The 21555-nt window shown below is 73.3% G+C and carries 20 protein-coding genes and 1 tRNA gene; 5 read left to right on the top strand and 16 right to left on the bottom strand.

The window, feature by feature from the left end:
• Nucleotides 1–96: 96 nt before the first annotated feature.
• The 8 genes from rpmE to ACTVAJ_RS10055 form a co-directional block, all read right to left on the bottom strand.
• Nucleotides 97–306, bottom strand: coding sequence for a 50S ribosomal protein L31 (rpmE, locus tag ACTVAJ_RS10090; protein ID WP_017600361.1), 210 nt, complete (start codon nucleotides 304–306; stop codon nucleotides 97–99).
• 285 nt (nucleotides 307–591) lie between these two features.
• Entirely contained in the window at nucleotides 592–2568 is a 1977-nt protein-coding gene (rho, locus tag ACTVAJ_RS10085) for a transcription termination factor Rho (RefSeq protein ID WP_470387811.1), read from the bottom strand.
• 442 nt (nucleotides 2569–3010) lie between these two features.
• Nucleotides 3011–3973: a homoserine kinase gene (thrB, locus tag ACTVAJ_RS10080; RefSeq protein ID WP_470387810.1), complete on the bottom strand. Its 963-nt coding sequence runs from the start codon at nucleotides 3971–3973 to the stop codon at nucleotides 3011–3013.
• A 38-nt stretch (nucleotides 3974–4011) separates the two neighbouring features.
• Complete coding sequence (gene thrC, locus ACTVAJ_RS10075; protein ID WP_470387809.1) at nucleotides 4012–5070, bottom strand: threonine synthase; 1059 nt, start codon at nucleotides 5068–5070, stop codon at nucleotides 4012–4014.
• 288 nt (nucleotides 5071–5358) lie between these two features.
• Nucleotides 5359–6645 (bottom strand): homoserine dehydrogenase, encoded by a 1287-nt coding sequence (locus ACTVAJ_RS10070; protein WP_470387808.1) that lies wholly within the window; start codon nucleotides 6643–6645, stop codon nucleotides 5359–5361.
• 65 nt (nucleotides 6646–6710) lie between these two features.
• Entirely contained in the window at nucleotides 6711–8096 is a 1386-nt protein-coding gene (lysA, locus tag ACTVAJ_RS10065; protein WP_470387807.1) for a diaminopimelate decarboxylase, read from the bottom strand.
• 114 nt (nucleotides 8097–8210) lie between these two features.
• Nucleotides 8211–9293, bottom strand: a complete 1083-nt coding sequence (locus ACTVAJ_RS10060) for a DALR anticodon-binding domain-containing protein (RefSeq protein ID WP_470387806.1) — start codon at nucleotides 9291–9293, stop codon at nucleotides 8211–8213.
• Nucleotides 9290–9676, bottom strand: coding sequence for a response regulator (locus ACTVAJ_RS10055; protein WP_470387805.1), 387 nt, complete (start codon nucleotides 9674–9676; stop codon nucleotides 9290–9292). Before ACTVAJ_RS10055 ends, ACTVAJ_RS10060 begins: the two co-directional genes overlap by 4 nt.
• Nucleotides 9677–9805: 129 nt before the next feature.
• On the opposite strand from ACTVAJ_RS10055, the gene ACTVAJ_RS10050 reads away from it, so the two are divergent.
• Nucleotides 9806–9877 (top strand) — tRNA-Arg (locus tag ACTVAJ_RS10050).
• Nucleotides 9878–10005: 128 nt separating this feature from the next.
• Here the strand turns inward: ACTVAJ_RS10050 and ACTVAJ_RS10045 are convergent.
• The 4 genes from ACTVAJ_RS10045 to ACTVAJ_RS10030 all read right to left on the bottom strand — a co-directional run bounded on the left by ACTVAJ_RS10045 (nucleotide 10006) and on the right by ACTVAJ_RS10030 (nucleotide 13423).
• A complete protein-coding gene (locus ACTVAJ_RS10045) occupies nucleotides 10006–10638 on the bottom strand; it encodes an MBL fold metallo-hydrolase (protein WP_470387804.1) in 633 nt (210 codons plus the stop codon).
• On the bottom strand, nucleotides 10635–11720 hold the full coding sequence (locus ACTVAJ_RS10040) for an S-(hydroxymethyl)mycothiol dehydrogenase (RefSeq protein ID WP_470387803.1): 1086 nt from the start codon (nucleotides 11718–11720) through the stop codon (nucleotides 10635–10637). Before ACTVAJ_RS10040 ends, ACTVAJ_RS10045 begins: the two co-directional genes overlap by 4 nt.
• A 113-nt stretch (nucleotides 11721–11833) precedes the next feature.
• The gene (locus tag ACTVAJ_RS10035; RefSeq protein ID WP_470387802.1) at nucleotides 11834–12724 is read right to left on the bottom strand and encodes a LysR family transcriptional regulator; all 891 of its coding nucleotides are present in this window, start codon (nucleotides 12722–12724) and stop codon (nucleotides 11834–11836) included.
• 102 nt (nucleotides 12725–12826) lie between these two features.
• A complete protein-coding gene (locus tag ACTVAJ_RS10030) occupies nucleotides 12827–13423 on the bottom strand; it encodes a TetR/AcrR family transcriptional regulator (protein ID WP_470387801.1) in 597 nt (198 codons plus the stop codon).
• 141 nt (nucleotides 13424–13564) lie between these two features.
• Here ACTVAJ_RS10030 and ACTVAJ_RS10025 point away from each other — a divergent pair, with 141 nt between their 5' ends.
• Both ACTVAJ_RS10025 and ACTVAJ_RS10020 read left to right on the top strand, forming a co-directional pair.
• Entirely contained in the window at nucleotides 13565–14164 is a 600-nt protein-coding gene (locus tag ACTVAJ_RS10025) for a flavodoxin family protein (protein WP_470387800.1), read from the top strand.
• Nucleotides 14161–15258: an NAD(P)H-dependent flavin oxidoreductase gene (locus ACTVAJ_RS10020; RefSeq protein ID WP_470387799.1), complete on the top strand. Its 1098-nt coding sequence runs from the start codon at nucleotides 14161–14163 to the stop codon at nucleotides 15256–15258. The genes ACTVAJ_RS10025 and ACTVAJ_RS10020 overlap by 4 nt, the downstream gene beginning before the upstream one ends.
• Nucleotides 15259–15314: 56 nt before the next feature.
• On the opposite strand, the gene ACTVAJ_RS10015 is transcribed toward ACTVAJ_RS10020, so the two are convergent.
• Together ACTVAJ_RS10015 and ACTVAJ_RS10010 are read right to left on the bottom strand one after the other, a co-directional pair.
• Nucleotides 15315–16394 (bottom strand): RNA ligase (ATP), encoded by a 1080-nt coding sequence (locus ACTVAJ_RS10015; RefSeq protein WP_470387798.1) that lies wholly within the window; start codon nucleotides 16392–16394, stop codon nucleotides 15315–15317.
• A 101-nt stretch (nucleotides 16395–16495) separates the two neighbouring features.
• Nucleotides 16496–17041: a DinB family protein gene (locus ACTVAJ_RS10010; RefSeq protein WP_470387797.1), complete on the bottom strand. Its 546-nt coding sequence runs from the start codon at nucleotides 17039–17041 to the stop codon at nucleotides 16496–16498.
• 124 nt (nucleotides 17042–17165) lie between these two features.
• Between ACTVAJ_RS10010 and ACTVAJ_RS10005 the strand changes: the two genes are divergently transcribed.
• Both ACTVAJ_RS10005 and ACTVAJ_RS10000 read left to right on the top strand, forming a co-directional pair.
• Nucleotides 17166–18395: a sensor histidine kinase gene (locus tag ACTVAJ_RS10005; protein WP_470387796.1), complete on the top strand. Its 1230-nt coding sequence runs from the start codon at nucleotides 17166–17168 to the stop codon at nucleotides 18393–18395.
• Entirely contained in the window at nucleotides 18383–19027 is a 645-nt protein-coding gene (locus tag ACTVAJ_RS10000; protein WP_470387795.1) for a LuxR C-terminal-related transcriptional regulator, read from the top strand. Before ACTVAJ_RS10005 ends, ACTVAJ_RS10000 begins: the two co-directional genes overlap by 13 nt.
• Before the next feature lie 10 nt (nucleotides 19028–19037).
• Here the strand turns inward: ACTVAJ_RS10000 and ACTVAJ_RS09995 are convergent, their stop codons facing one another.
• On the bottom strand, nucleotides 19038–19589 hold the full coding sequence (locus ACTVAJ_RS09995) for an ATP-binding protein (RefSeq protein WP_470387794.1): 552 nt from the start codon (nucleotides 19587–19589) through the stop codon (nucleotides 19038–19040).
• A 393-nt stretch (nucleotides 19590–19982) separates the two neighbouring features.
• Complete coding sequence (locus tag ACTVAJ_RS09990; protein WP_470387793.1) at nucleotides 19983–21515, bottom strand: glycerol-3-phosphate dehydrogenase/oxidase; 1533 nt, start codon at nucleotides 21513–21515, stop codon at nucleotides 19983–19985.
• Nucleotides 21516–21555: the final 40 nt, after the last annotated feature.

The raw sequence follows: 21555 nt of genomic DNA, 5'->3' as shown, positions 1-21555 counted from the left end.
TTGTTCGTTCGCCTCGCCTCACCGTTCCCCGTGCGGGGATGGACCCGTCCCGCGGCGCCGACCCCGCGGGGCGGCGCCACGGGAGCGGGGGCGGCGCTACTTGCGCTTGCCGAAGCGCTTCTCGAAGCGGGCGACCCGGCCACCGGTGTCCAGGATCTTCTGCTTGCCGGTGTAGAACGGGTGGCACTCGGAGCACACGTCGGCGCGCAGCTTGCCCTCGGTGATGGTGCTACGGGTGATGAAGTGGGCCCCGCAGGTGCAGGTCACCTCAGTCGCCACGTATTCGGGGTGGATGTCGGCCTTCATGTGCGTCTCCTCTTCAGGGCGACCGCCGGACGCATGCCAGGCGCACCACCCGAGGAGGTGGCGCGTGCGTGGTGGGTCATGCGCGAACCGGTGCCGCGTAGATCCAGGTGGTCGGGTGGCGGGCCCCTCGCGGAGGGACGGGCCGGTCCCGGTTACCAGTCTGCCAGACCCTCAACGCTCCCGGGACCAGTGTCCATTCCCGTGCTCGGGGGCGCGGGAGCTCCCGTGTGAGCCGAACGGCCCCCTCCCGTACGGGTGGGGGCCGCCGTGCGTCACGACCGGGCGCTAGGTGGTCTTCTGCACCTGGAGCAGGAACTCGGCGTTGCTCTTGGACTCGCGCATCTTCTCCAGCAGCAGCTCGATGGCCTGCTGGGTGTCGAGCGCGTGCAGCACCCGGCGGAGCTTCCAGACGACGTTGAGCTCCTCGCGCGACATCAGGATCTCCTCCTTACGCGTGCTGGAGGCGTCGACGTCCACGGCCGGGAAGATCCGCTTGTCGGCCAGGCTCCGGTTGAGCTTGAGCTCCATGTTGCCGGTGCCCTTGAACTCCTCGAAGATCACCTCGTCGGCGCGCGAGCCGGTCTCCACCAGCGCGGTCGCCAGGATGGTGAGCGAGCCGCCGCCCTCGATGTTGCGGGCGGCGCCGAAGAAGCGCTTGGGCGGGTACAGGGCCGTGGAGTCCACACCACCGGACATGATGCGCCCGCTGGCCGGGGCGGCCAGGTTGTAGGCGCGGCCCAGGCGGGTGATGGAGTCCAGCAGGACGACGACGTCCATGCCCATCTCCACGAGCCGCTTGGCCCGCTCGATGGCCAGGTCGGCGACGACCGTGTGGTCCTCGGCCGGACGGTCGAAGGTCGAGTGGATGACCTCGCCCTTGACCGTGCGCTGCATGTCGGTGACTTCCTCGGGCCGCTCGTCGACCAGGATCACCATGAGGTAGCACTCGGGGTTGTTCTCGGTGATGGCGTTGGCGATCGCCTGCATCACCATCGTCTTACCGGCCTTGGGCGGCGAGACGATGAGCCCGCGCTGCCCCTTGCCGATGGGTGCGACGAGGTCGATGATGCGCGTGGTGAGAACGTTCGGCTCGGTCTCCAGGCGCAGTCGTTCCTGCGGGTAGAGCGGGACGAGCTTGGAGAACTCCTGGCGGCCCTTGGCCTGGTCCGGGGACATCCCGTTGACCGAGTCCAACCGCACCAGGGCGTTGAACTTCTCCCGGCGCTCGCCGTCGCGGGGCTGGCGGACCGCACCGATGATGTGGTCGCCCTTGCGCAGGCCGTGCTTGCGCACCTGGGCGAGGGAGACGTAGACGTCGCTCTGCCCGGGCAGGTAGCCGGTGGTCCGGACGAACGCGTAGTTGTCCAGGATGTCGAGGATGCCCGCGACCGGCAGCAGGACGTCGTCGTCGCCGATCACCGGCTCCTGGTCCTGGCCGCTGCCGCGTCCCCGGCGGTCCCGACGGTCCCGGCGGCGACCCCGCCTGCGGCCACCGCCGCCGAAGTCGTCGTCGTCACCACCGCCGCGGCCCTGGTTCTGGCCGCCACCGCCCTGCTGGGCACCGGTGTTGTTCTGGTCGTCCCCGCCGCGGTTGCGGTTGCGGCGGTTGCGCTGGCGCTCGCGACCCTGCCCGGACCTCGGCTCACGGTCCTCGGAGGTGTCGGGGCCGTTCTTCTGGGGGGTGCTGGATGTCTTGGTCACGCTGCTCGCGGAGGTAGTGGAGTCGGTGCCGTCCGCCGATCGGGGCTGGTCACCGGACTCGTCTCCGCGTTTGCGGGACGAACGGCGGCTGCGGGACGGCTTGTCGCCCCGAGCACCCTGGGATTCGGCCACGGCCTGGCCCGACGGCCGCTCACCCGCACCCGTCCGTGCGGTGTCGCCGTTGTCCGACGTCGCGGAGGTCGTGGTCTTGGCTTGGCCGTCGGTTGACTCGACCTTACCGGCCGTGGGCTCCACATCGGCCTTCTTCGCGGATTTGGCCTTCGCGGGCGCGGCGACGGGGCCGCCCTGCTTGGCCTCGATCGCGGCGATGACGTCGCTCTTGCGCATGCGCCCCGCACCGGTGATACCCATGCTCGACGCGAGCTTTTGCAGCTCGGGGAGCCTCTGGGCGGCGAGCCCGGTCCCGCGCGTGGCCGCTCGGGACCGCGACGACGCCGACGCTCCCGAGGGTGCGGCGCTGCCGGCCTCCGCTCCGGAGGCGCCGGTGGTGGCTTTGCTGTCGACCGCCGCGTCCGTGTGGAGTTCGGTGGTGTCGCTCACTAAGGGTCCTTCCCAAGGAGCGGGCCTCGGCCGTCAGCGGATTGCTTGATCGGCCGGCCCGGTGGTGCTATCCGGCAGGGGCCGGGTAGGGCTTGCCCCACGTGGATGCTGGAAACCGGCGGATGACGGTCCCCTACCCAATCGCGGCGGACTCTGGGTACAGCCAGACGTCGGGGCGGATGGCTCGGTGGTGATGCCCGTCAGCCGTGGTGACACGCTCATCCGAGGAAGAGGTGCTGACTTTGGTGACGTGGGCACAGTCGCGGGGAAACCGCTGACTCGACACAGTGGCCGCCGCCTCCGAACGGTCGTCAGACCGGACCGTCGGAGTATGGGTCGCGGAAGCCGCTGTGGCGGATGAGCACTCGCCCCGCAACGGGGCATCTGGTGCTTCACCTAGCCTAACATCACCAGAGGCCACGGCTATTCCTCAACACAGGTGCTACGGATGGGGAGATGGGGTCCACACCCCCGCCGGCTCGACGCGCAGGGGGCGTATGTCCCAATCATTACCCGCCCGCCGAGCGATCGAATCAATCTGGTGGGCGATTTCCGGCGAATCCGCGCGCGCCTCGCCCTCCGACACGGCGCACAGGACGAGCACCGTCGGCCCCGCACCGGAGACCACCGCGGGCAGCCTCTCCTGTTCGCGCAGGTCACGGATGAGTTCGAGGGTACGCGGCATGGCCGGTTCGCGGTAGGACTCGTGTAGCCGGTCCTCGGTGGCCGTGTACAGGGTTTCGGGGTGGCCACAAACGGCCGCCGTCATGAGCGCGCAACGCCCCGCGTTGAAGGACGCGTCGGCGTGCGTGACCCGCTCGGGGAGCAGACCGCGCGCGCGTTCGGTGGACAGCCGCCACGGGGGGACGCACAGGACCGGCAGGATCCGGGCGTCCGGGGCGAGGGAGACCGCGCCCCACCCCTGCGCACCGCGGTAGGCGACGGTGTAGCCGCCGTACACGCAGGGAGCCACGTTGTCCGGGTGGCCCTCGATGTCGGCGGCGATCCGGTAGATCCAGTCCCGGTCCGGGCCCCCGTCCGGACCGGTCCGGCCGAGCAGGGCTGACGCCGCGGCGACGCCGCCGACGATCGCCGAGGAGGAGGACCCGAGCCCGCGCGCGTGCGGAACGTTGTTGACGCAGGTCAGGTCGATCCCCGGCAGTTTCTCCCCGGCCCGCTCGAAGGTCTCGCGCATGGCGCGCACCACGAGGTGCCGCTCGTCGAGCGGCACCTCACCCGCTCCCTCGCCGGTGACCGCGACGTTGATCCGGCCGTCGTCGCGCGTGGCGGCGTCGAACCGGTTGTACAGCTGGACGGCGAGGCCGAGGGCGTCGAAGCCCGGGCCGAGGTTGGCGCTGGTGGCCGGTGCGTGCACGGTCACCCGCGCGGGGCGCGGTGCGGTCATCGTGGTGGTCCTTCGGGAAAGGGGGACGGGCCGGAGCCTCAGACGAGTCCGAGCGCCTCGGCGGCGGCTCGGGCGTCCACCGGGACGGTCGTGGCGGAGGCGGCTCCGGCCAGGGCCCAGTCGGGGTCCTTGAGTCCGTTGCCGGTGACGGTGCACACCACGCGGCTGCCGCCGGGGACCCGTCCGGCCCGGGCGGCCTTGAGGAGACCGGCGACGCTGGCGGCGGAGGCGAGTTCGACGAACACGCCCTCCTCGGCGGCGAGCAGCTTGTAGGCGGCCATGATCTCGCGGTCGGTCACCTTGTCGATGAGGCCGCCCGACTCGTCCCGGGCCTGCTCGGCGAGCTTCCAGGAGGCGGGGTTGCCGATGCGGATCGCGGTGGCGATGGTGCTCGGGCTGGTGACGGGCGCGCCGTCGACGATCGGGGCGGAGCCGCTGGCCTGGAAGCCGAACATGCGCGGGCGCCGGGTGGAGATCCCGTCCTCGGCGTACTCGGTGTAGCCCATCCAGTAGGCGCTGATGTTGCCCGCGTTGCCCACGGGAATGCAGTGGATGTCGGGGGCGTCGCCCAGGGCGTCGACGATCTCGAAGGCGGCGGTCTTCTGCCCCTGGAGGCGGTAGGGGTTGACCGAGTTCACCAGGGCGACCGGGTAGTCGACGCTGAGCTTGCGCGCCAGTTCGAGGCAGTCGTCGAAGTTGCCGTCCACCTGGAGCAGGCGGGCGCCGTGGACCAGGGCCTGGGCGAGCTTGCCCATGGCGATCTTGCCCTGCGGCACGAGCACGGCGCAGGTCATGCCGGCGCGGATGGCGTAGGCGGCGGCACTGGCACTGGTGTTGCCGGTGGAGGCGCAGATCACGGCCTTGGCGCCGTCCTCGGCGGCCTTGGTGATGGCCATGGTCATACCGCGGTCCTTGAAGGAACCGGTGGGGTTGAGCCCCTCGACCTTGAGGTGGACGTCGCAACCCGTCAGCTCGGACACGCGCGTGGCCGGGAGCAGGGGCGTGCCGCCCTCCTGAAGGGTGACGACGGGGGTGTTCTCGTTGACGGGGAGGCGGTCGCGGTACTCCTCGACGACCCCTCGCCACGCCCGTGCCATGCTCACGACTGTTCCCTCTCGGGTGGATGCGGCTTCGCTTGACGCGCAGATGGACTCGGCGGGGCGGTCTCCGTCGCGGTGCCGCCGCCACCAGCTACGAGTCTATGGCCCCGCCCGGAGTATCTCGAATCGCGGTCGAATGTCTCACTATTCGGACACGCAGGCACCGCTCGCCGACCCGGGCCGCGTGCGTTCCCCCGACGTGGCGCACCCCGTCGCGAGGAACCCTGCCGACGCCCGAACGGTCACCCCCTCGGGTGACCGTTCGGGACCGGGCACGGAGCGGTGTCAGTCGGCGAAGGTCTCCACACGCATCACACTGGCCACCTCGCGCACCAGCTCGTGGCCGTGCAGGCGCTCCACGGTACTGCGGAGCGCGGAGTCGGGGGCCGGGTGGCTGACCAGGACCAGCTGGGCGTCCTCGCCGCTGCCCTCCTGGCGCACGTTCCTGATCGAGACGCCGTGGTCGGCGAAGATCTCGGCGACCTTCGACAACACGCCCGGGCGGTCCGCGACGTCCAGGGAGACGTGGTAGCTGGTGATGGTGTGTCCCATGTCATGCACGGGGAGCCCGGTGTCGTGCGCCCCCTCGGCCACGCTGGTGTGGGCGAGGCGGTTGCGCGCCACGGCCACCAGGTCGCCGAGCACGGCGCTCGCGGTGGGCGTACCCCCGGCCCCCGCGCCGTAGAACATGAGCCTTCCGGCGGACTCGGCCTCGACGAACACCGCGTTGTAGGCCTCCTTGACACTGGCCAGCGGGTGTTCGACGGGCAGCATCACCGGGTGGACGCGCACGCCCACGGACTCCCCGTCCTCCGAGCGCTGGCAGATCGCCAGGAGTTTGACGACGCAGCCCATCGCGCGGGCGCTGGCGATGTCGGCGGCCGACACCGCCGTGATCCCCTCGCGGTGGACGTCGGCGGCGGTGACGCGCTGGGTGTGGAAGGCCAGACGGGCCAGGATGGCGGCCTTGGCCGCGGCGTCGAAGCCCTCGACGTCGGCGGTCGGGTCGGCCTCGGCGTACCCCAGGGCCTGGGCCTCCTCCAGCGACTCGGTGAACCCCGCGCCCAGGGAGTCCATCCGGTCGAGGATGTAGTTCGTGGTGCCGTTCACGATGCCGAGCACCCGGTTGACCCGGTCCCCCGCCAGGGAGTCGCGCAGCGGGCGCAGCAGCGGGATCGCCCCGGCCACGGCGGCCTCGTAGTACAGGTCCACCCCGGCGTCGCGGGCGGCCGTGTGCAGCGTCTGGCCGTCCTCGGCCAGCAGCGCCTTGTTGGCCGTCACCACGGACTTGCCCGCCTTGATCGCGGCGAGGATGAGCGAGCGCGCCGGTTCGATCCCGCCGATCACCTCCACCACGAGGTCGATGTCGGGCCGGGTGACCAGGGCCGTGGCGTCGGTGGTCAGCAGTGCCGGATCGACACCCCGGTCCCGGTCCATGCGCCGGACCGCGATGCCGCCGACCTCGATCGGCGTGCCCACGCGCGCGGCCAGCTCGTCGGACTGCTCCTCGATCAGGCGGACGACTTCCGCGCCCACAACGCCGCATCCGAGCAGCGCCACCTTCATCGCCATTTGGGCGTGACTCCCACTTCTCTCGTGTCCTACCGTCGCGCGGCCGCGCCGCGTCGGCGGCCGGTTCAGCCTACGTCGAGGCGGAGGAGGTCCTCCTCGGTCTCCCTGCGTACGATGACCCTCGCCTTCCCGTCCCGGACCGCGACCATGGCGGGACGGGGCAGGTGGTTGTAGTTGCTCGCCATGGAGTAGCAGTAGGCGCCCGTGGCGGCCACGGCCACCAGGTCGCCCGGCCTGAGGTCGGCGGGCAGGTAGAGGTCGTGCACGATGATGTCGCCGCTCTCGCAGTGCTTGCCGACCAGGCGGGAGAGCATGGGTTCGGCGTCGCTCTCGCGGGACACCAGTTGGCTGGTGTACTCGGAGCCGTAGAGGGCGGTGCGGATGTTGTCGCTCATACCGCCGTCGACGCTCACGTAGGTGCGGATGCCCTCGACGTCCTTGACGGTGCCGACCTCGTAGACGGTGATCCCGGCCGGACCCGCGATGGCCCGGCCCGGTTCGACCGCGATGCGCGGCACCGGCAGCCCGACCTCCTCGCACTCGCGGCGCACGATCGCGGTGAGGCTCTCCGCGATGCTCTTGGGGTCGAGCGGGTCGTCCCCGGAGGTGTAGGCGATGCCGAGGCCGCCGCCGAGGTCGAGTTCGGCGAGGGTGACGCCCAGGTCCCGGTGGATCCCGGTGAGGAAGCGGGTGACGCGGCGGGCCGCGACCTCGAAGCCGGAGGTGTCGAAGATCTGCGACCCGATGTGCGAGTGCAGGCCGACCAGGTCGAGGTGGGGCGCGTCGAGCACGCGGCGGACGGCCTCGGCGGCGGCGCCGGTGCTCAGCGCGAAGCCGAACTTCTGGTCGTCGTGCGCGGTGGCGACGAACTCGTGGGTGTGGGCCTCGACGCCGGTGGTGACGCGGATGAGGACCTTGGGGCGGCGGTCGAGTTCGGCGGCGACGGCCTCCAGCCGCTCGATCTCGTCGAGGGAGTCGATGATGACGCGGCCGACCCCGGCCTCGACGGCGCGGCGCAGCTCCGCGGCCGACTTGTTGTTGCCGTGCATGCCCACCCGCTCGGCCGGGACGCCCGCGGCGAGCGCGACGGCGAGCTCGCCCCCGGAGCACACGTCGAGCTTGAGCCCCTCCTCGGCCACCCAGCGCGCGACGGCCTTGGTCAGCAGGGCCTTGCCCGCGTAGTAGACGTCGGCGTCGGTGAAGGCGTTGCGGTAGTCGCGGGCGCGGCCCCGGAAGTCCTCCTCGTCCATGACGAAGAGGGGGGTGCCGTACGTCTGGGCGAGTTCGCGCACACCGACGCCGCCGACGGCGAGCTCGCCGTCCGCGCGCCGGGCGGTGGCGGGCCACACCCGGGGGTCGAGGCCGTTGAGGTCCTCGGGCGGCATCGGCGGGTTGTCCTCCGGCAGGATCTCCGCGTGGCGTGATCCGGCGGGGTGGGCGTAGCGGCTCATGATGGGCTTTCGGCTGGGATGCGACTGTGCTGGCGGCGGAGGCCCCGGTCCTATTGTCCACTTACCCGGTAGGGACAAAGGAGTTGGGTCGGCCCGTCGGGCGGGGCGGGATGTCTACAGCCTTGTGGGCGCCGACACCCCGAGCAGGAAGAGCCCGGTGCGCAGGACTCCGGCGACGGCGGCTGGCAGCGCCGGGTCCGCGGCGGCCCCCTCCGCCCCCTCGGGATCGGCTGTGGGGCACGTTCGCCACTCATCGTAGGCACTGGCCAGTGCCTCCAGGTATCTGACCAGGATATGGGGTTCCTCTCGGCGCGCGGCCGAGTCCACGGCGCTGACGCCGTCGAAGAGGACGCGGCGCACCCCGGCGACGTGCCGGGGGCAGCTCGCGAGCGGTGGAGCGCCCTGCCGTACCCAGCGGGTCCGGCTGAGCGCGTGGGCGTGGGCGTGGCGCAGGCGGAAGGCGGGGTTGGCGTCGGTGAGGCGGGCCCAGGCCCCGGGACGGTCCGCCGAGGGGAGGACGGGCAGGTCACGGCCGGTCGTCTCGGCCTCCCTGGGCCGCTCGGGGATCGAGCGGCAGAAGGCGACGCGGGCGCTGGCCTCCCCGATGGCGCCCAGGACCCGCGCCGCGGGGGTGATCAGCTCCGCGCTGTCCCCGTCCAGGTAGGGGTCGCGCCAGGACACCTCGGCGCGGCCGGGCCCCGGCGGAGGAGCGGCCTCCCCGACCGCGAGGGCCAGGCGTTCACGGGCGTCGGCCCTGGCCAGGCGCCGCGCCTGGGCCACGGGGCCGGCCTCGTGCAGCGGCGTGGTCGGCCACTCCCCGGGGCCGTCCCAGGCGCGGCCGGTGAGGAACCGGGGGCCGTCGGCGGCCGCGGTCAGCAGGTCGTGGCGCTGCGCGTCCGTGAGGGTGACGTGGACGAACCCGCGCGCGTCGGAGAACACGCGGGCGTAGTCGACCAGGCCCTCGTCGCGCATGAGGGGCAGCTGGTCGGCGACGCGTCCGGCGACCCCCGGCGGCCGGGCGCGCCGGTTCCCGTCGCCGACCAGGCGCGTGAGCCGGGGCGGGAGCGCGCTCGCCGCGTCGGCGTCCTCGCCCGCGTGGTCGCCCCGCGGCCACACGAGGGGGACGGCGCCGGGGTCCAGGTCGAAGGCGCGGACGGCGGCCCGGCGCAGGACGGCCTCCAGGTCCCGGGGGGTCACGCGCGGTCTCCGTCGACCAGGCCCCGGATGACGTCGACCAGGTCGTCCGGGTCGAAGGGCTTGGTGACGTAGGCGTCGACGCCGATCCGCTCTCCGCGCTGGCGGTCGTCCCCCTGGGCACGGGCGGTGACCAGGACGAGCTTGCAGTCCCGGGTGCGCGCGTCGGCGCGCAGGGACTCGGCCGCCGCCCAGCCGTCCAGGCGGGGCATCATGACGTCGAGCGTGACGACGTGCGGGTCGATGTGTCCGACGCGGTCGAGGCAGTCCTGCCCGTCGACCGCGGTGAAGACCTCGAACCCCTCCAGTTCGAGGTTCAGGCGGATCAGTTCCCGGATCACCTCGTCGTCCTCGACGACGAGAACCCGTGCGGGTAGGGCGTTCACGGGCGCGACACTACCGCCGCGGGGTGACGGGGCACCACTGGATTGCCCGGATCGGCGCGGCCCAAGGGTGCGCGTCGTCTCGGGTGGACGAACCGCACGGCGCCCCTGCTACAGTTGTTCACGCAACGCGCCCCCTTAGCTCAGGGGATAGAGCAACGGCCTCCGGAGCCGTGTGCGCAGGTTCGAATCCTGCAGGGGGCACAGCACGCGGAGCGGCACCGTCACGGTGCCGGTCCAGACGATACGGCGCCCTTCGGGGCGCCTTTCGTGTTCGGGGCCGCGTCGGGGGGCTGGTCACGGTGTCACCGTCACCAGCCCCTCGGCGTCCGTCAGTGGCCGCGGTCGATCCACTCCTGCAGGTGCGGCGCCTCGGCGCCGACGGTGGTGGAGGGTCCGTGCCCGGTGTGCACCCGCGTCTCCGGCGGCAGGGACAGCAGCCGGTCCCGGATGGACGCGACGATGGTCGGGAAGTCCGAGTAGGACCGTCCCGTGGCCCCGGGCCCTCCCTGGAACAGGGTGTCGCCGCTGAACAGCGCCCCCAGCTCGGGCGCGTACAAACACACCGCGCCCGGCGCGTGGCCCGGCGTGTGCAGCACGGTCAGCTCCGTCCCCGCGACCGCGAGGGACTGTCCGTCGGCCAGGTCCCCGTCGGGTGCGCGGTCCGGATGGGTCATGTCCCACAGCACCCGGTCGTCCGGGTGCAGCAGAACGGGCGCACCCGTGGCCTCCGCCACCGCCACGGCCGCGTTGACGTGGTCGTTGTGCGCGTGCGTGCACACCACGGCCACCACCCGGCGCCCCGCCACGGCCGCCAGGATCGGGGCGGCCTCGTGCGGGGCGTCCACGACGACGACCTCGTCGTCGTCACCGACCAGCCAGACGTTGTTGTCCACCTCCCAGGCCCCGCCGTCCAGGGTGAACACCCCCGAGGTGCTCAGGTGCTCCACACGTGCGCCGCTCACAGCCGCACCACCGACCGCAGGACCTCGCCGCGCTCCATCCGCGCGAACGCGGCCTCGACGTCGCCCAGGCCGATCTCCTCGGTGACGAACCCGTCCAGGTCCAGACGGCCCTGACGGTAGAGGTCCACGAGCATCGGGAAGTCGCGCGAGGGCAGGCAGTCGCCGTACCAGGAGGACTTCAGCGCGCCGCCGCGCCCGAACACGTCCAGCAGCGGCAGCTCCAGGCGCATGTCAGGGGTGGGTACTCCGACCAGGATGACGGTACCCGCCAGGTCGCGGGCGTAGAAGGCCTGCTCGTAGGTGTTCGGCCGACCGACCGCGTCGATGACCACGTCGGCGCCGAACCCGTCGGTGAGTGCGCGGATCGCCTCGACCGGGTCCTGCTCGTTGGCGTTGACGGTGTGCGTGGCGCCGAACCCGCGGGCCCAGTCGAGCTTGCGCTCCTCCAGGTCCACGGCGATGATCCGACCGGCTCCGGCCAGGCGGGCGCCGGCCACCGCCGCGCTGCCCACGCCGCCGCAGCCGATGACGGCCACCGAGTCGCCCCGGCCCACCCCTCCGGTGTTGATGGCGGCACCGATGCCCGCCATGATCCCGCAGCCGAGCAGCCCGGCGGCGGCCGGGGAGGCGGCGGGGTCCACCTTGGTGCACTGCCCGGCGGCCACGAGGGTCTTCTCGGCGAAGGCGCCGATACCCAGGGCGGGGGAGAGCGCGGTGCCGTCCTCCAGGGTCATCGGCTGGGTGGCGTTGTGGGTGTCGAAGCAGTACTGGGGGCGCCCCCGGCGGCAGGCGCGGCAGTTCCCGCACACCGCCCGCCAGTTCAGGACCACGAAGTCACCGGGGGCGACCGAGGTGACGTCCGGGCCGACGGACTCCACCACGCCCGCGGCCTCGTGGCCGAGCAGGAAGGGGAACTCGTCGTTGATACCGCCCTCGCGGTAGTGCAGGTCGGTGTGGCACACCCCGCAGGCCTGGACGGAGACCACGGCCTCGCCCGGCCCGGGGTCGGGGACGACGATCGTGGTCAGTTCGACGGGTTCTCCCTTGGCTCGGGAGATCACGCCGGATACTCGTTGCGACATGGGCAGGCGCTCCCAACACGTGGCTCTTCGCGCGACGCGCGGGTGCGCGCCGCCCGGGGGATCACCATGCATCACCCGGGGTGAACATGTCCAACATGTGAGATGTCTGGGATTCAGTGTTCCGAGTCATGAATCGGGTGCTCGGCGCCCAGGAGGTCGAGGAAGGCCCGTGTGGCGACGGAGGGACGGGCGTCGCGGGGCAGCGCCAGACCCACCGCCCACCGTGCCCCGCCGGGCAGTGCCACGCTGCGCAGCCCCGCGGCCTGCGGCTTGTCCAGGACCGGCCGGGGCACCACCGCCACCCCCATACCCCGGTGCACCAGGTCCAGCAGGGTGTAGACGTCATTGACCTGGAGCGCCACGCGCCGGGTGATCCCGAAGTCGGTGAAGGCCAGGTCGGCGCAGTCGCGGGCACCCCAACCGGGGTGCAGGTCGACGTACTCCTCCCTGGCCAGGTGGCCCAGCACGTCCCGCTCGTCCAGGGGGTGGTCGGGCGCCGAGAGCAGCATCATCGGCTCCTCCGTGATGCGCAGGATCCGCACACCCCCGCCGTCGTGCAGCGTGCCCGCCACCAGCGCGGTGTCCAGCCGCCCGGAGCGGACCTGGTCGAGCAGGTCCTCGGTGGCCGCCTGCTGGAGGTTGAGGGTCACCTCCGGGTGCAGCGCGCGGTAGCGGTGCAGGAGGGGAACCGCCTCGACCACGCCCATGCACTGCTCGGTGCCCAGCGACAGCGTGCCCCGCACCCGCCGGTCGTCGGTGACCAGTTCCCGCAGCCCGTCGGCGGCGGCGAGGATCCGCTGGGCCTCGGCGAGGAGCAGTCGCCCGGTCGGGGTGGGCGTCACACGCCGGGTGGTACGCAGCAGCAACTGGGTGTCCAGGTCGCGTTCGAGGGCGCGGATCGACGCGGACAGGCCGGACTGGGTGATGCCGAGGCACGCGGCGGCGTGAGTGAAGTGCTGTTCCTCGCACACCGCGACGAAGTGCCGCAACTGTCGTAGCTCCACGCGAGCCAGACTACGGCGCCCGGGCGCTCGTGGGGGTGTCGGTACGGGTCCCGCGCCCGGCTCGGGGACGCGCAGGGGCGGCGCGCCCCGGCCTGTGCCCGGTCAGGCCACGCCCAGGAGCCGTTCCGCGCTCGGCCAGACCTCGTCCAGCGGGGCCGGGTCATTGCGCACCCGGGCCAGCAGCACGGTGCCCTCGATCTGCGCGACCATCGACCTGGCCAGGGTGTCGGGCCCCGTCTCCCGCCCGACCAGCCCCGCCTCCTGCGCCTCGCCGATCAGGCGGGCGAGCATGCCGACCTGGTCGTCGAACACCTCGGCCAGACGGCGGCGCACCTCCGGCTCCTGGCCGCTCAGCTCCAGGGCGAGGTTGCCGTAGAGGCATCCGTGGATCGTCCCCGACTCCCTGTGGTCGGTGCGCTGGGTCCCGACCAGACACTCGACCAGGGCGCGGAGCCGCTCCACGGGGCCGACCGCCTCGGCCAGGGCCGCCTCCAGCGCGCGGCGCTCCTGGGCCCAGTGCCCGTCGACCGTCTCGACGGTCAGGGCCTGCTTGGAGTCGAAGAAGTGGTAGAAGCTGCCCTTCCTGACCCCGGCGTCGGCGCAGATCTCCGCGACCCCGAGGGCCGTGTAGCCACGGGTGCGCATGAGTCTGCGCGTGGAGTCCAGGATGCGTTCCCTCGCGTCGCTCGTCCGTCCCATGGGCCGAGGGTATACGTCCGGTCAACTACTCGCACCGGATCACTTCCGCCCCGGATGTGGAAAAATAGTTGACCGGTCGTCTATATTGGTCCCACCGCGGGCCCCGACGCCCGCCCCCCGGCAGGAGAGAGAAGAACCCCCATGCACCATGTCCGAGTCGCCGTCGCCTTCCACAGCGGCTACGGCCACACCGCCCGCCAGGCGGAGGCGGTCGCCCGAGGAGCCGCGCACACGAACGGCGCCCACTCCTCGCTGCACGACGTCGCCGACCCCGACGGCACCCTGTGGTCCGCCCTCGACCGGGCCGACGCGATCGTGTTCGGCACCCCCACCTACATGGGCGGCACCTCCGCCGTCTTCCAGACGTTCGCCGAGGCCACGGCACCGGTCTGGCAGGAGCGCCGCTGGCAGGGCAAGCTCGCGGCCGGCTTCACCAACTCCGCCGGGACCAACGGCAACAAGGACACGGCGCTCAGCGCCCTCGCGGTGTTCGCCGCGCAGCACGGGATGATCTGGGTTCCGCTCGGTCTGGCCCCGGGCGGCGAGTACTCCAGCAGCGGCGGCCGCGACGACCTCAACCGGCTCGGCGGCTTCACCGGGGCCATGGCCCAGTCGCCCTCCGACCTGGGCCCCGACCAGGCACCCCGCGACGGCGACCTGCGCACGGCCGAACACCTGGGCGCCCACGTCGCGCGGGTCGCCGTGCGGTTCGAACACGGACGCGCGGCGGTGGCCGCGTGAGCCCCGACCGGCGGCACGGCGCCGCGCTCACCGCGGCGCTCGGCATCCGCCGTCCCCTCATCCAGGGACCGTTCGGCGGCGGACTGTCCACGGTCGAACTCACCGCGGCGGTCTCCGAGGCCGGCGGTCTGGGATCGTACGGTGCGCACGCCGTGGCCCCCGAACGGATCGAGCCCCTGGTGGACCGCATCCGCGCGGCCACCTCGGAGCCGTTCGCCGTCAACCTGTGGATCCCCCGCCCCGAGGAGGACCGCCCCGTCCCGGACACGACGGCACTGACCGCGCACACCGACCGCCTCGCCGCCCACTACACCGAGTTCGGGCTCACCCCGCCCGACCTGGACGCCGCCAACGCCCGGGTGGACTTCGACGCCCAGGTGGACGCGGTCCTGGCGGCCCGGCCCCCGGTGGTCAGCGTGGTGATGGGCGCGCCGCCCCGGCGGCTGGTCGAGGGCGCCCGGCGGATCGGCGCGCCGCTCGTCGGCACGGCCACCACGGTCGCCGAGGCCCGCGCCCTCCAGGAGGCGGGATGCGACGTGGTCGTGGCCTCCGGCAGCGACGCGGGCGGGCACCGCGGCTCGTTCCTGGCCCCCGTGCGTGAGTCGCTCGTGGGCACGTTCTCCCTGGTTCCCCAGGTGAGCGACGCCGTGACCGTACCGGTGGTCGCGGCGGGCGGAATCGCCGACGGACGCGGTGTGGCGGCCGCCCTGGCCCTGGGCGCCGACGGTGTCCAGGTCGGGACCGGTTTCCTCCGGACACGGGAGTCGGGCGCCAGTCCGGTCCACCGTGCGGCGCTCGCCTCCGAGCAGGCGGAGACCACCGTGCTCACCCGGCTCTTCTCCGGACGCCCGGCCAGGGGGATCGCCAACGGCCTGGTGCGGGAGCTGGCCGACGCCGAGGACCGGGTCCCGCCCTATCCGGCGCAGAACAACCTCATGCTGCCGATCCGGGCCGGAGCCGCGGAACTGGGGCGTGCCGACCGGCTCAACCTGTGGTCCGGTCAGGCCGCCCTCCTCGCCTCCGGCGGCACCGCCGCGGACTACCTGACCGCTCTCCTGGCGGACGCCGCAGGGGTACTCGGGTCCCCCCTGTAGGAACCGGACACCGCGGAGCGGGCGGACACGGCCCCGTCGTGCCCGCCCGCAGCGGTCTACTCGTACTCCGTACCGCCCCTGCGGGTGAGGTAGGCGTCGGAGACGAACTTGGCGATGGCCCGGCCGCCGAGCTGCGGGGCGTACCGCTCGCGGGCGGGCCGCACCACGAGACCCTCGCGGATGTGCAGCGAGCGCCCGCTCCACGTCTCGGTCCCGTGCGCCGCCGCCAGGAGGGCCGCCTCGTCGTATCCTCCGTCGAACAGCCTCGGCACGGCGGGCAGGCCCACCGACGCCAGCAGCTCGTGCAGCTCGGCGGCGTCCACCCACGTGCGCGCACCGCCGACGTCCACCGCGACGTCGAACACCGCGTAACCGGGGCGCTCGCCGCGCGCGGTCTCCCCGTACCTCAGGTCCTGCACCCCGGAACCGAACACCTCACCGAACACACCCACGCGGGCGGCGCCGAACCGCTCGGCGAGCACGCGCGCCGCCTTCGGCACGTCGTGGCCGACCACGGCCCTCCAGTACAGGTTCTCCTCCGTGCGCGCCAGCCCCTGTCGTCTGGAGCCAAAGCCCTTGGACGAGACGAACTCCTCCCCGGTGTCCGCGACCAGGGTGAACAGGCAGGCCGTCCCGTGGATCTTCTCCGTGGCCACGACCGGTTCCCCGTCGGCGAAGACGTCGGGGTGGCGCTTGACGTTCTCGATCTCGATCCAGGGCATCAGGTCCGGCGCGGGGACGAGTTCGCCGCTCATGTGCACGGGGACCTCCGGCACCCACCTGGTGACCCCGAGCTCCCCGGCGAAGTCGCTGCCCGCCCCGTGCGCGGCGGCCAGGTCGACGCCCGACAGGCGTTCGGGGACGCACACGATGCCCTGGGAGAGCTGGCCGCGCAGCCGGATCGCCTTGACGCGGTTCCTCCCCGCGCCCGCCAGCCGACCGGTCAGACCGAGCTCCTCGATCAGGTCGTCCGGCAGCAGGGCCCCCTCGGGAACGTAGACGGCCCAGTCCCCGGTGCGGTACCTGCCCCTGGCGACGACCGCGCGGAACAGACCCACCTGCGCGAGCTCCAGCGCGTCCGCGTCGGGGTGCGGGTGGATCGTGAGCCGCTCCGCGGTGACCCGGAGGGTGGACATGGCTCTCCTTCTCGACGGGGAGGCGCCCTCGGTCGGCGCCTCGGAGTGGGTCCACTGTGGGGGTGGTCCGTTCGGCCCGGCAACGGGTTTTCGGTCCGGTCTCAGACGCCGACGGCCCCGTCCGCGCTCTCCCGCAACAGGTCGGCGTGCCCGTTGTGCCGTGCGTACTCGGCGACGAGTTTCACCAGGATGACCCGGAGCTGGATGGGACCGCCCGAGCGCGGGGCCGCCGCCAGTGCGTCGAGGGTGGCGGCGCGGTCGACGATCTCCCTCGCCCGCTCCACCTCCCGGCGCCACGCCGCGAACGCCTCGGCGGGGTCGCCGTCCAGGCCGTCGAAGTCATGGTCAGGGTCGTCCTCGGAGGAGTGGAGCAGGGGCAGGTCCTCCCCCGCGAACTGGATGCGCAGCCACCACCGCTCGACGTCCGCCAGGTGGCGGACGAGGCCGTGCAGGCTCAGCGTCGAGGGGGCCACCGCGCGGTCGGAGAGCTGGGCCGCGGTCAGCCCCGCGCACTTGGCCTCCAGGGTGGAGCGGTGCCAGTCGAGGTAGGCGGTGAGCACCTCGCGCTCGGTTCCGGATCGGGGGAGTTCGGGCCGGTCGGAGTCCTGCCACTGGGGGCTGAGTGAGAGTGGTTGCTGCTGTGTCATGGCGCCATGATCCGACACCGTAACGACAGTCCGACGGAAAGGGTGGTGGGCTGTAGTGCCGTGCCCGCCCCCGATACAACAGACTGTCCGTGTCCGAGACGACCGGAACGGGAAGGGCTGCGGAATGAAGGACCTCTGGAGGAGGGCCTGGCGGGCGGACGTGTACCTGCTGGCGGCCCTGGTGTCGGGCATGGTCACGCTGGTCCTGCTCCCGTTCACCCTGGCCGTGGCGCTGACCGTGGTCGCGGGCGGGATCGGGTTGGTCGTGCTCCCCCGGTGGTTCCGGGTGCTGGACGCGTGGTCACGGATCCACCTCCGGTACGCGGCCCCGGTCCTGGGCGTCCCCGTCCCGGAGACCGGGTCCGCTCCCCCGCCCGACGTCAGGGCTCTGCTGCGCGCACCGGGCACGCGCAGACTCCTCGTGTGGATGCCGCTCTTCAGCCTCAGCGGCGTCGGGACCGGGTTGGTGGCGGTGTTCGCGACCGCGTCGGTCGTGGCGGCGGTCCAGTCGCCGTTGTGGTGGCTCCACCCCGAGGGCCGTGAGCCGCAGGTGTACGGTCTGCCGGTCGAGGGCTGGGGCATGGCTCTGGCCGGGGTCGCGGTCCACCTCGTGACCGCCTGCGTCCTCGGCCGCTGGGCGCTGCCGCCCCTGGCACGGCTGCACGCCCGCCTGTCCGTGCGCCTGCTGACCCCCTCGGAGGCCGAGGTCCTGGCCGCGCGGGTGGACGAGCTCAGCCGGACCCGGGCCGGGGTGGTCGACGCGCACGGGGCCGAGCTGCGCCGGATCGAACGGGACCTGCACGACGGCACGCAGGCGCGGCTGGTCGCCATCGCGATGCAGCTCGGCGTCGCCAGGGAGGCCGTGGAGGCGGCCGAGGCCGACCCCGCCGTCGCCGTGCTCCTGCGGGACGCGCACCAGGGGACGGAGGAGGCGATGGCGGAGCTGCGCGAGGTGATCCGCGGCATCTACCCGCCGATCCTCGCCGACCGCGGGCTGGACGGGGCGCTGGCCGCGCTCGTGGCCCGCACGACCGTCCCGACCCGACTGGACGCCGACGACCTGGGGCCGCTCCCGGTCGCCGTGGAGACCGCCGCCTACTACGTGGTGACCGAGGCGGTCGCCAACGCCGTCCGGCACTCCGGGGCGGGGTCGATCACCGTGCGCCTGACCCGTGACGAGCGCGTGCTGCGGGTGGCGGTGCGCGACGACGGGTCGGGCGGTGTGGACGAGACCCGGGGTAGCGGTGTGGCCGGAATCCGCCACCGGGTGGCCGCCCTGGACGGCCGGGTCCGGGTGGACAGCCCGGCGGGCGGGCCGACCGAGATCGGGGTGGAGCTGCCGTGCGTGTCGTGATCGCCGAGGACAACGTCCTGCTGTCGGCCGGGTTGGAGCTGCTGCTGTCCACGCGCGGGTTCGAGGTGGCGGAGGTGGCCGCCGACGCCGGTGCCTTCGCCGCGGCGGTCGACCGCCACCGCCCCGACCTGGCGGTCGTGGACGTACGCCTGCCCCCGGACTTTCGCGACGAGGGCGTGCGCGCCGCCATCGAGGCGCGGCGCAGGCACGAGGCGCTGCCCGTCCTGGTGCTGTCCCAGTACGTGGAGCGCGACTACGCCGGCGAACTGCTGGCGGACGGCCGGGGCGGGGTCGGCTACCTGCTCAAGGACCGGGTCGGCCGGGTGAGCGAGTTCGTCGACGCGCTGCACCGGGTCGCGGACGGGGGCACGGTCATGGACCCGGCGGTGGTCCAGCAGCTGCTGGCGCGGCGGCCGCGCGACCCGCTGGAGTCGCTCACCCCGCGCGAGGGCGAGGTCCTGGCGCTGATGGCCGAGGGGCTCGGCAACGGCCAGATCGCGGAGCGGCTCGTCGTGACGGAGAACGCCGTGCACAAACACATCGGCAACGTCTTCGCGAAGCTGGGCCTGGCGCCCTCCGACACCGGCCACCGGCGGGTCCGCGCGGTACTCGCCTACCTGGAGGGCCGGTAGGCGGATCCGCTCAGGCGGCGGGCCAGGAGCTTCCGGTCATGTCGTAGGCCAGGTGGAACCACACCTTGCGGATGCTGGGGTGACCGTTGTCCCCCCAGGTGGTGGCGAAGCTGTCGACCAGGGCCAGGCCCCGCCCGCTCTCCGCGGTGAGCCGGTCCCCCACCATCGGGGCGGGGGCCAGGGTGCGGCCGCCGTCCGGGGCCGCGCTCACGGGCCTGCCGTTGTCCCGGCAGACCAGGGTCAGTCCGTTCGCGCCCCGGGTCACCTTGAGCACGAAGGTCTGGCCCTGCTCCCCCGAACGGCTGTGCCGCAGGGCGTTGGTGGCCAGCTCCGTTCCGAGCAGGGAGAACACGTAGCGGAAGTCGCCGTCGCGGCTGGCCGCGCAGGTGTCCAGGAAGGCACGGCACAGGGGCACGCTCCTGGGCTCCCCCCGGAACTCCCAGTGCCGTTTGGTGAAGGGCACGGGCGGCCGTCCGTTGAAGTAGTGCCGATACTCGTCCGGTACACCCGCCAGGACGTCGTCGTCCTCTGCGGGCGCGGGCACGGAAACGAGCGTGGGCATGGGTGACTCCTTCGGCGGGGCGGTTCAGCGGGCGGGAGAACCGAGACAGGGGGAGGCTTGGGAGCGCCCGGGGCCGTGAGGGAGGCGGCGCGCCGGACCGGCTACGACCATACGCGATCGACGCCCGGTGGGACAGGGGATGTCGGTGTGGCGCGTTCCGCGAACACGGACCGGCGCCCTGACCGGATCCCCAGGGGGTTCCGCCGGGGCGCCGCCGGGGTGCTGCACGACGGGGCGGGCCGCGAGCGGGGAACGAGCCGGGAACAGGGCTGCTCCGTGGGCGTCGGTCGGGGGTGGTGGACCGCCCGCCGCGCGCAGCGCACTCTGTGGGCGATGGCGGGCGACGGGCGGTCGACGGGCGGGGAAGCGACGCGGAGCCCCGGGCAGGCGCTGCTACCCGTCCGCCAGCGCCGCCCGGGCCGCCGCGTCCGCGGCCGACCGGTCCGTGTCGACCAGTCCGATCCGCGTACGCCGCTCCAGCAGGTCGTCCACGTCCATGGCCCCCTCGTGCCGGACCCCGAACCGCAGCTCCGCCCCGGTGACGCCGCACGCCACCGGTTCGAGCAGCGCGCGGTCCCCGTCGGCCCCGGCGACGACGTCGGGGGCCTCGGCCCCGTACCGGCGCACGAGGCGGCGTGGGACGTCCAGCGCGTCGAGCTCCTCCCGGGACGCGGCGCCCACCAGCGGCAGCGACCGCGTCCGGCAGGGCCCGGCGGACAGCCTCCGGGTGCGCACGGCGGCGTCCACCGCCTCCTGGGCCATCGCCCGGTAGGTGGTGAGCTTGCCGCCGACCACGGTGACCGCACCCGTGGGCGAGACGGTGACGGAGTGCTCCCGGGACAGGTCGGAACTGGCTCCGTCCCCCTCGATCAGGGGGCGCAGCCCGGCGAAGGCGCCGAGCACGTCCCCGTGCCCGAGGCGCGTACGCAGCGCGACGTTGAGCCGGTCGAGGATGAAGTCGACGTCGTCGTCGGGGACGTCGGGCACGCGCGGGGCGGGGCCGTCCAGGGGTTCGTCGGTCAGCCCGGCGAACACCCGCCCGTCGGCCTGCGGGAGCGCGAACACGAACCGGTTGACGCTGCCCTCGACCGGCACGGTGAGCGCGGCCCGGGGGTGGCCGAGCGCCGCTCCGTCCAGGACCAGGTGGCTGCCCCGGCTGGGGCGCAGCCGCACCGACGGGTCGAGGTCTCCGGCGTACACTCCGGTCGCGTTGACCACGGCCCGGGGCCGCACGCCGAACGTCTCGCCCGTGGTCCCGTCGCGCAGCCACACCCCGTCCGCGGTCACGGACTCGGCCGAACAGCGCGTGATGACGCGGGCGCCCTCGCGCGCGGCGGTGCGGGCGAGGGCGACCACGAGGCGGGCGTCGTCGACCAGCTGGCCGTCGAAGGACAGGATGCCGCCGCGCAGCCCCTCAGGCCGCACACCGGGCATCAGGCGCAGGGTCTGGCGGGCGGTGAGCAGGCGCGGGCCGGGCAGGACCCCCCTGGGCGTGCCCGCGAGGACGCGCAGGGCGTCGCCCATGCCCATCCCGCCGCGCACGAGCAGCGGGCGCGCCAGCCCGGACCCCCGGTGCACCGGGACGATCATGGGGAGCGGCCTGACCAGGTGGGGTGCCGTGACGCGCATGAGGACGTCGCGTTCGCGCGCGCTCTCGTAGGCGATACCCACCTGCCCCCGGGCGAGGTAGCGCAGACCGCCGTGGACGAGCTTGGAGCTCCAGCGGCTCGTCCCGAAGGCCAGGTCGTCGCGTTCGACGAGGACGGTGGTGAGCCCGCGGGCGGCGGCGTCGAGCGCGACCCCGGCGCCGGTCACCCCGCCTCCGACGACCAGCAGGTCCACCCGTGGGTGGGCGCGCAGGTCCGCCAGGTCGGCGGCGCGCCGGTCGGCGTTCAGGGACGAGGACGCGGGAACGGTGGGGCGCATGGGGTGGTCCTTTCCTGGGTGTGGGAGTCGGGGTGGGACC

Source organism: Nocardiopsis sp. KDC1DS13DA1 (assembly GCF_055632325.1).
The sequence above is the reverse complement of the archived record's forward strand: the minus strand, read 5'-3'. Positions and strand labels throughout refer to the sequence as shown.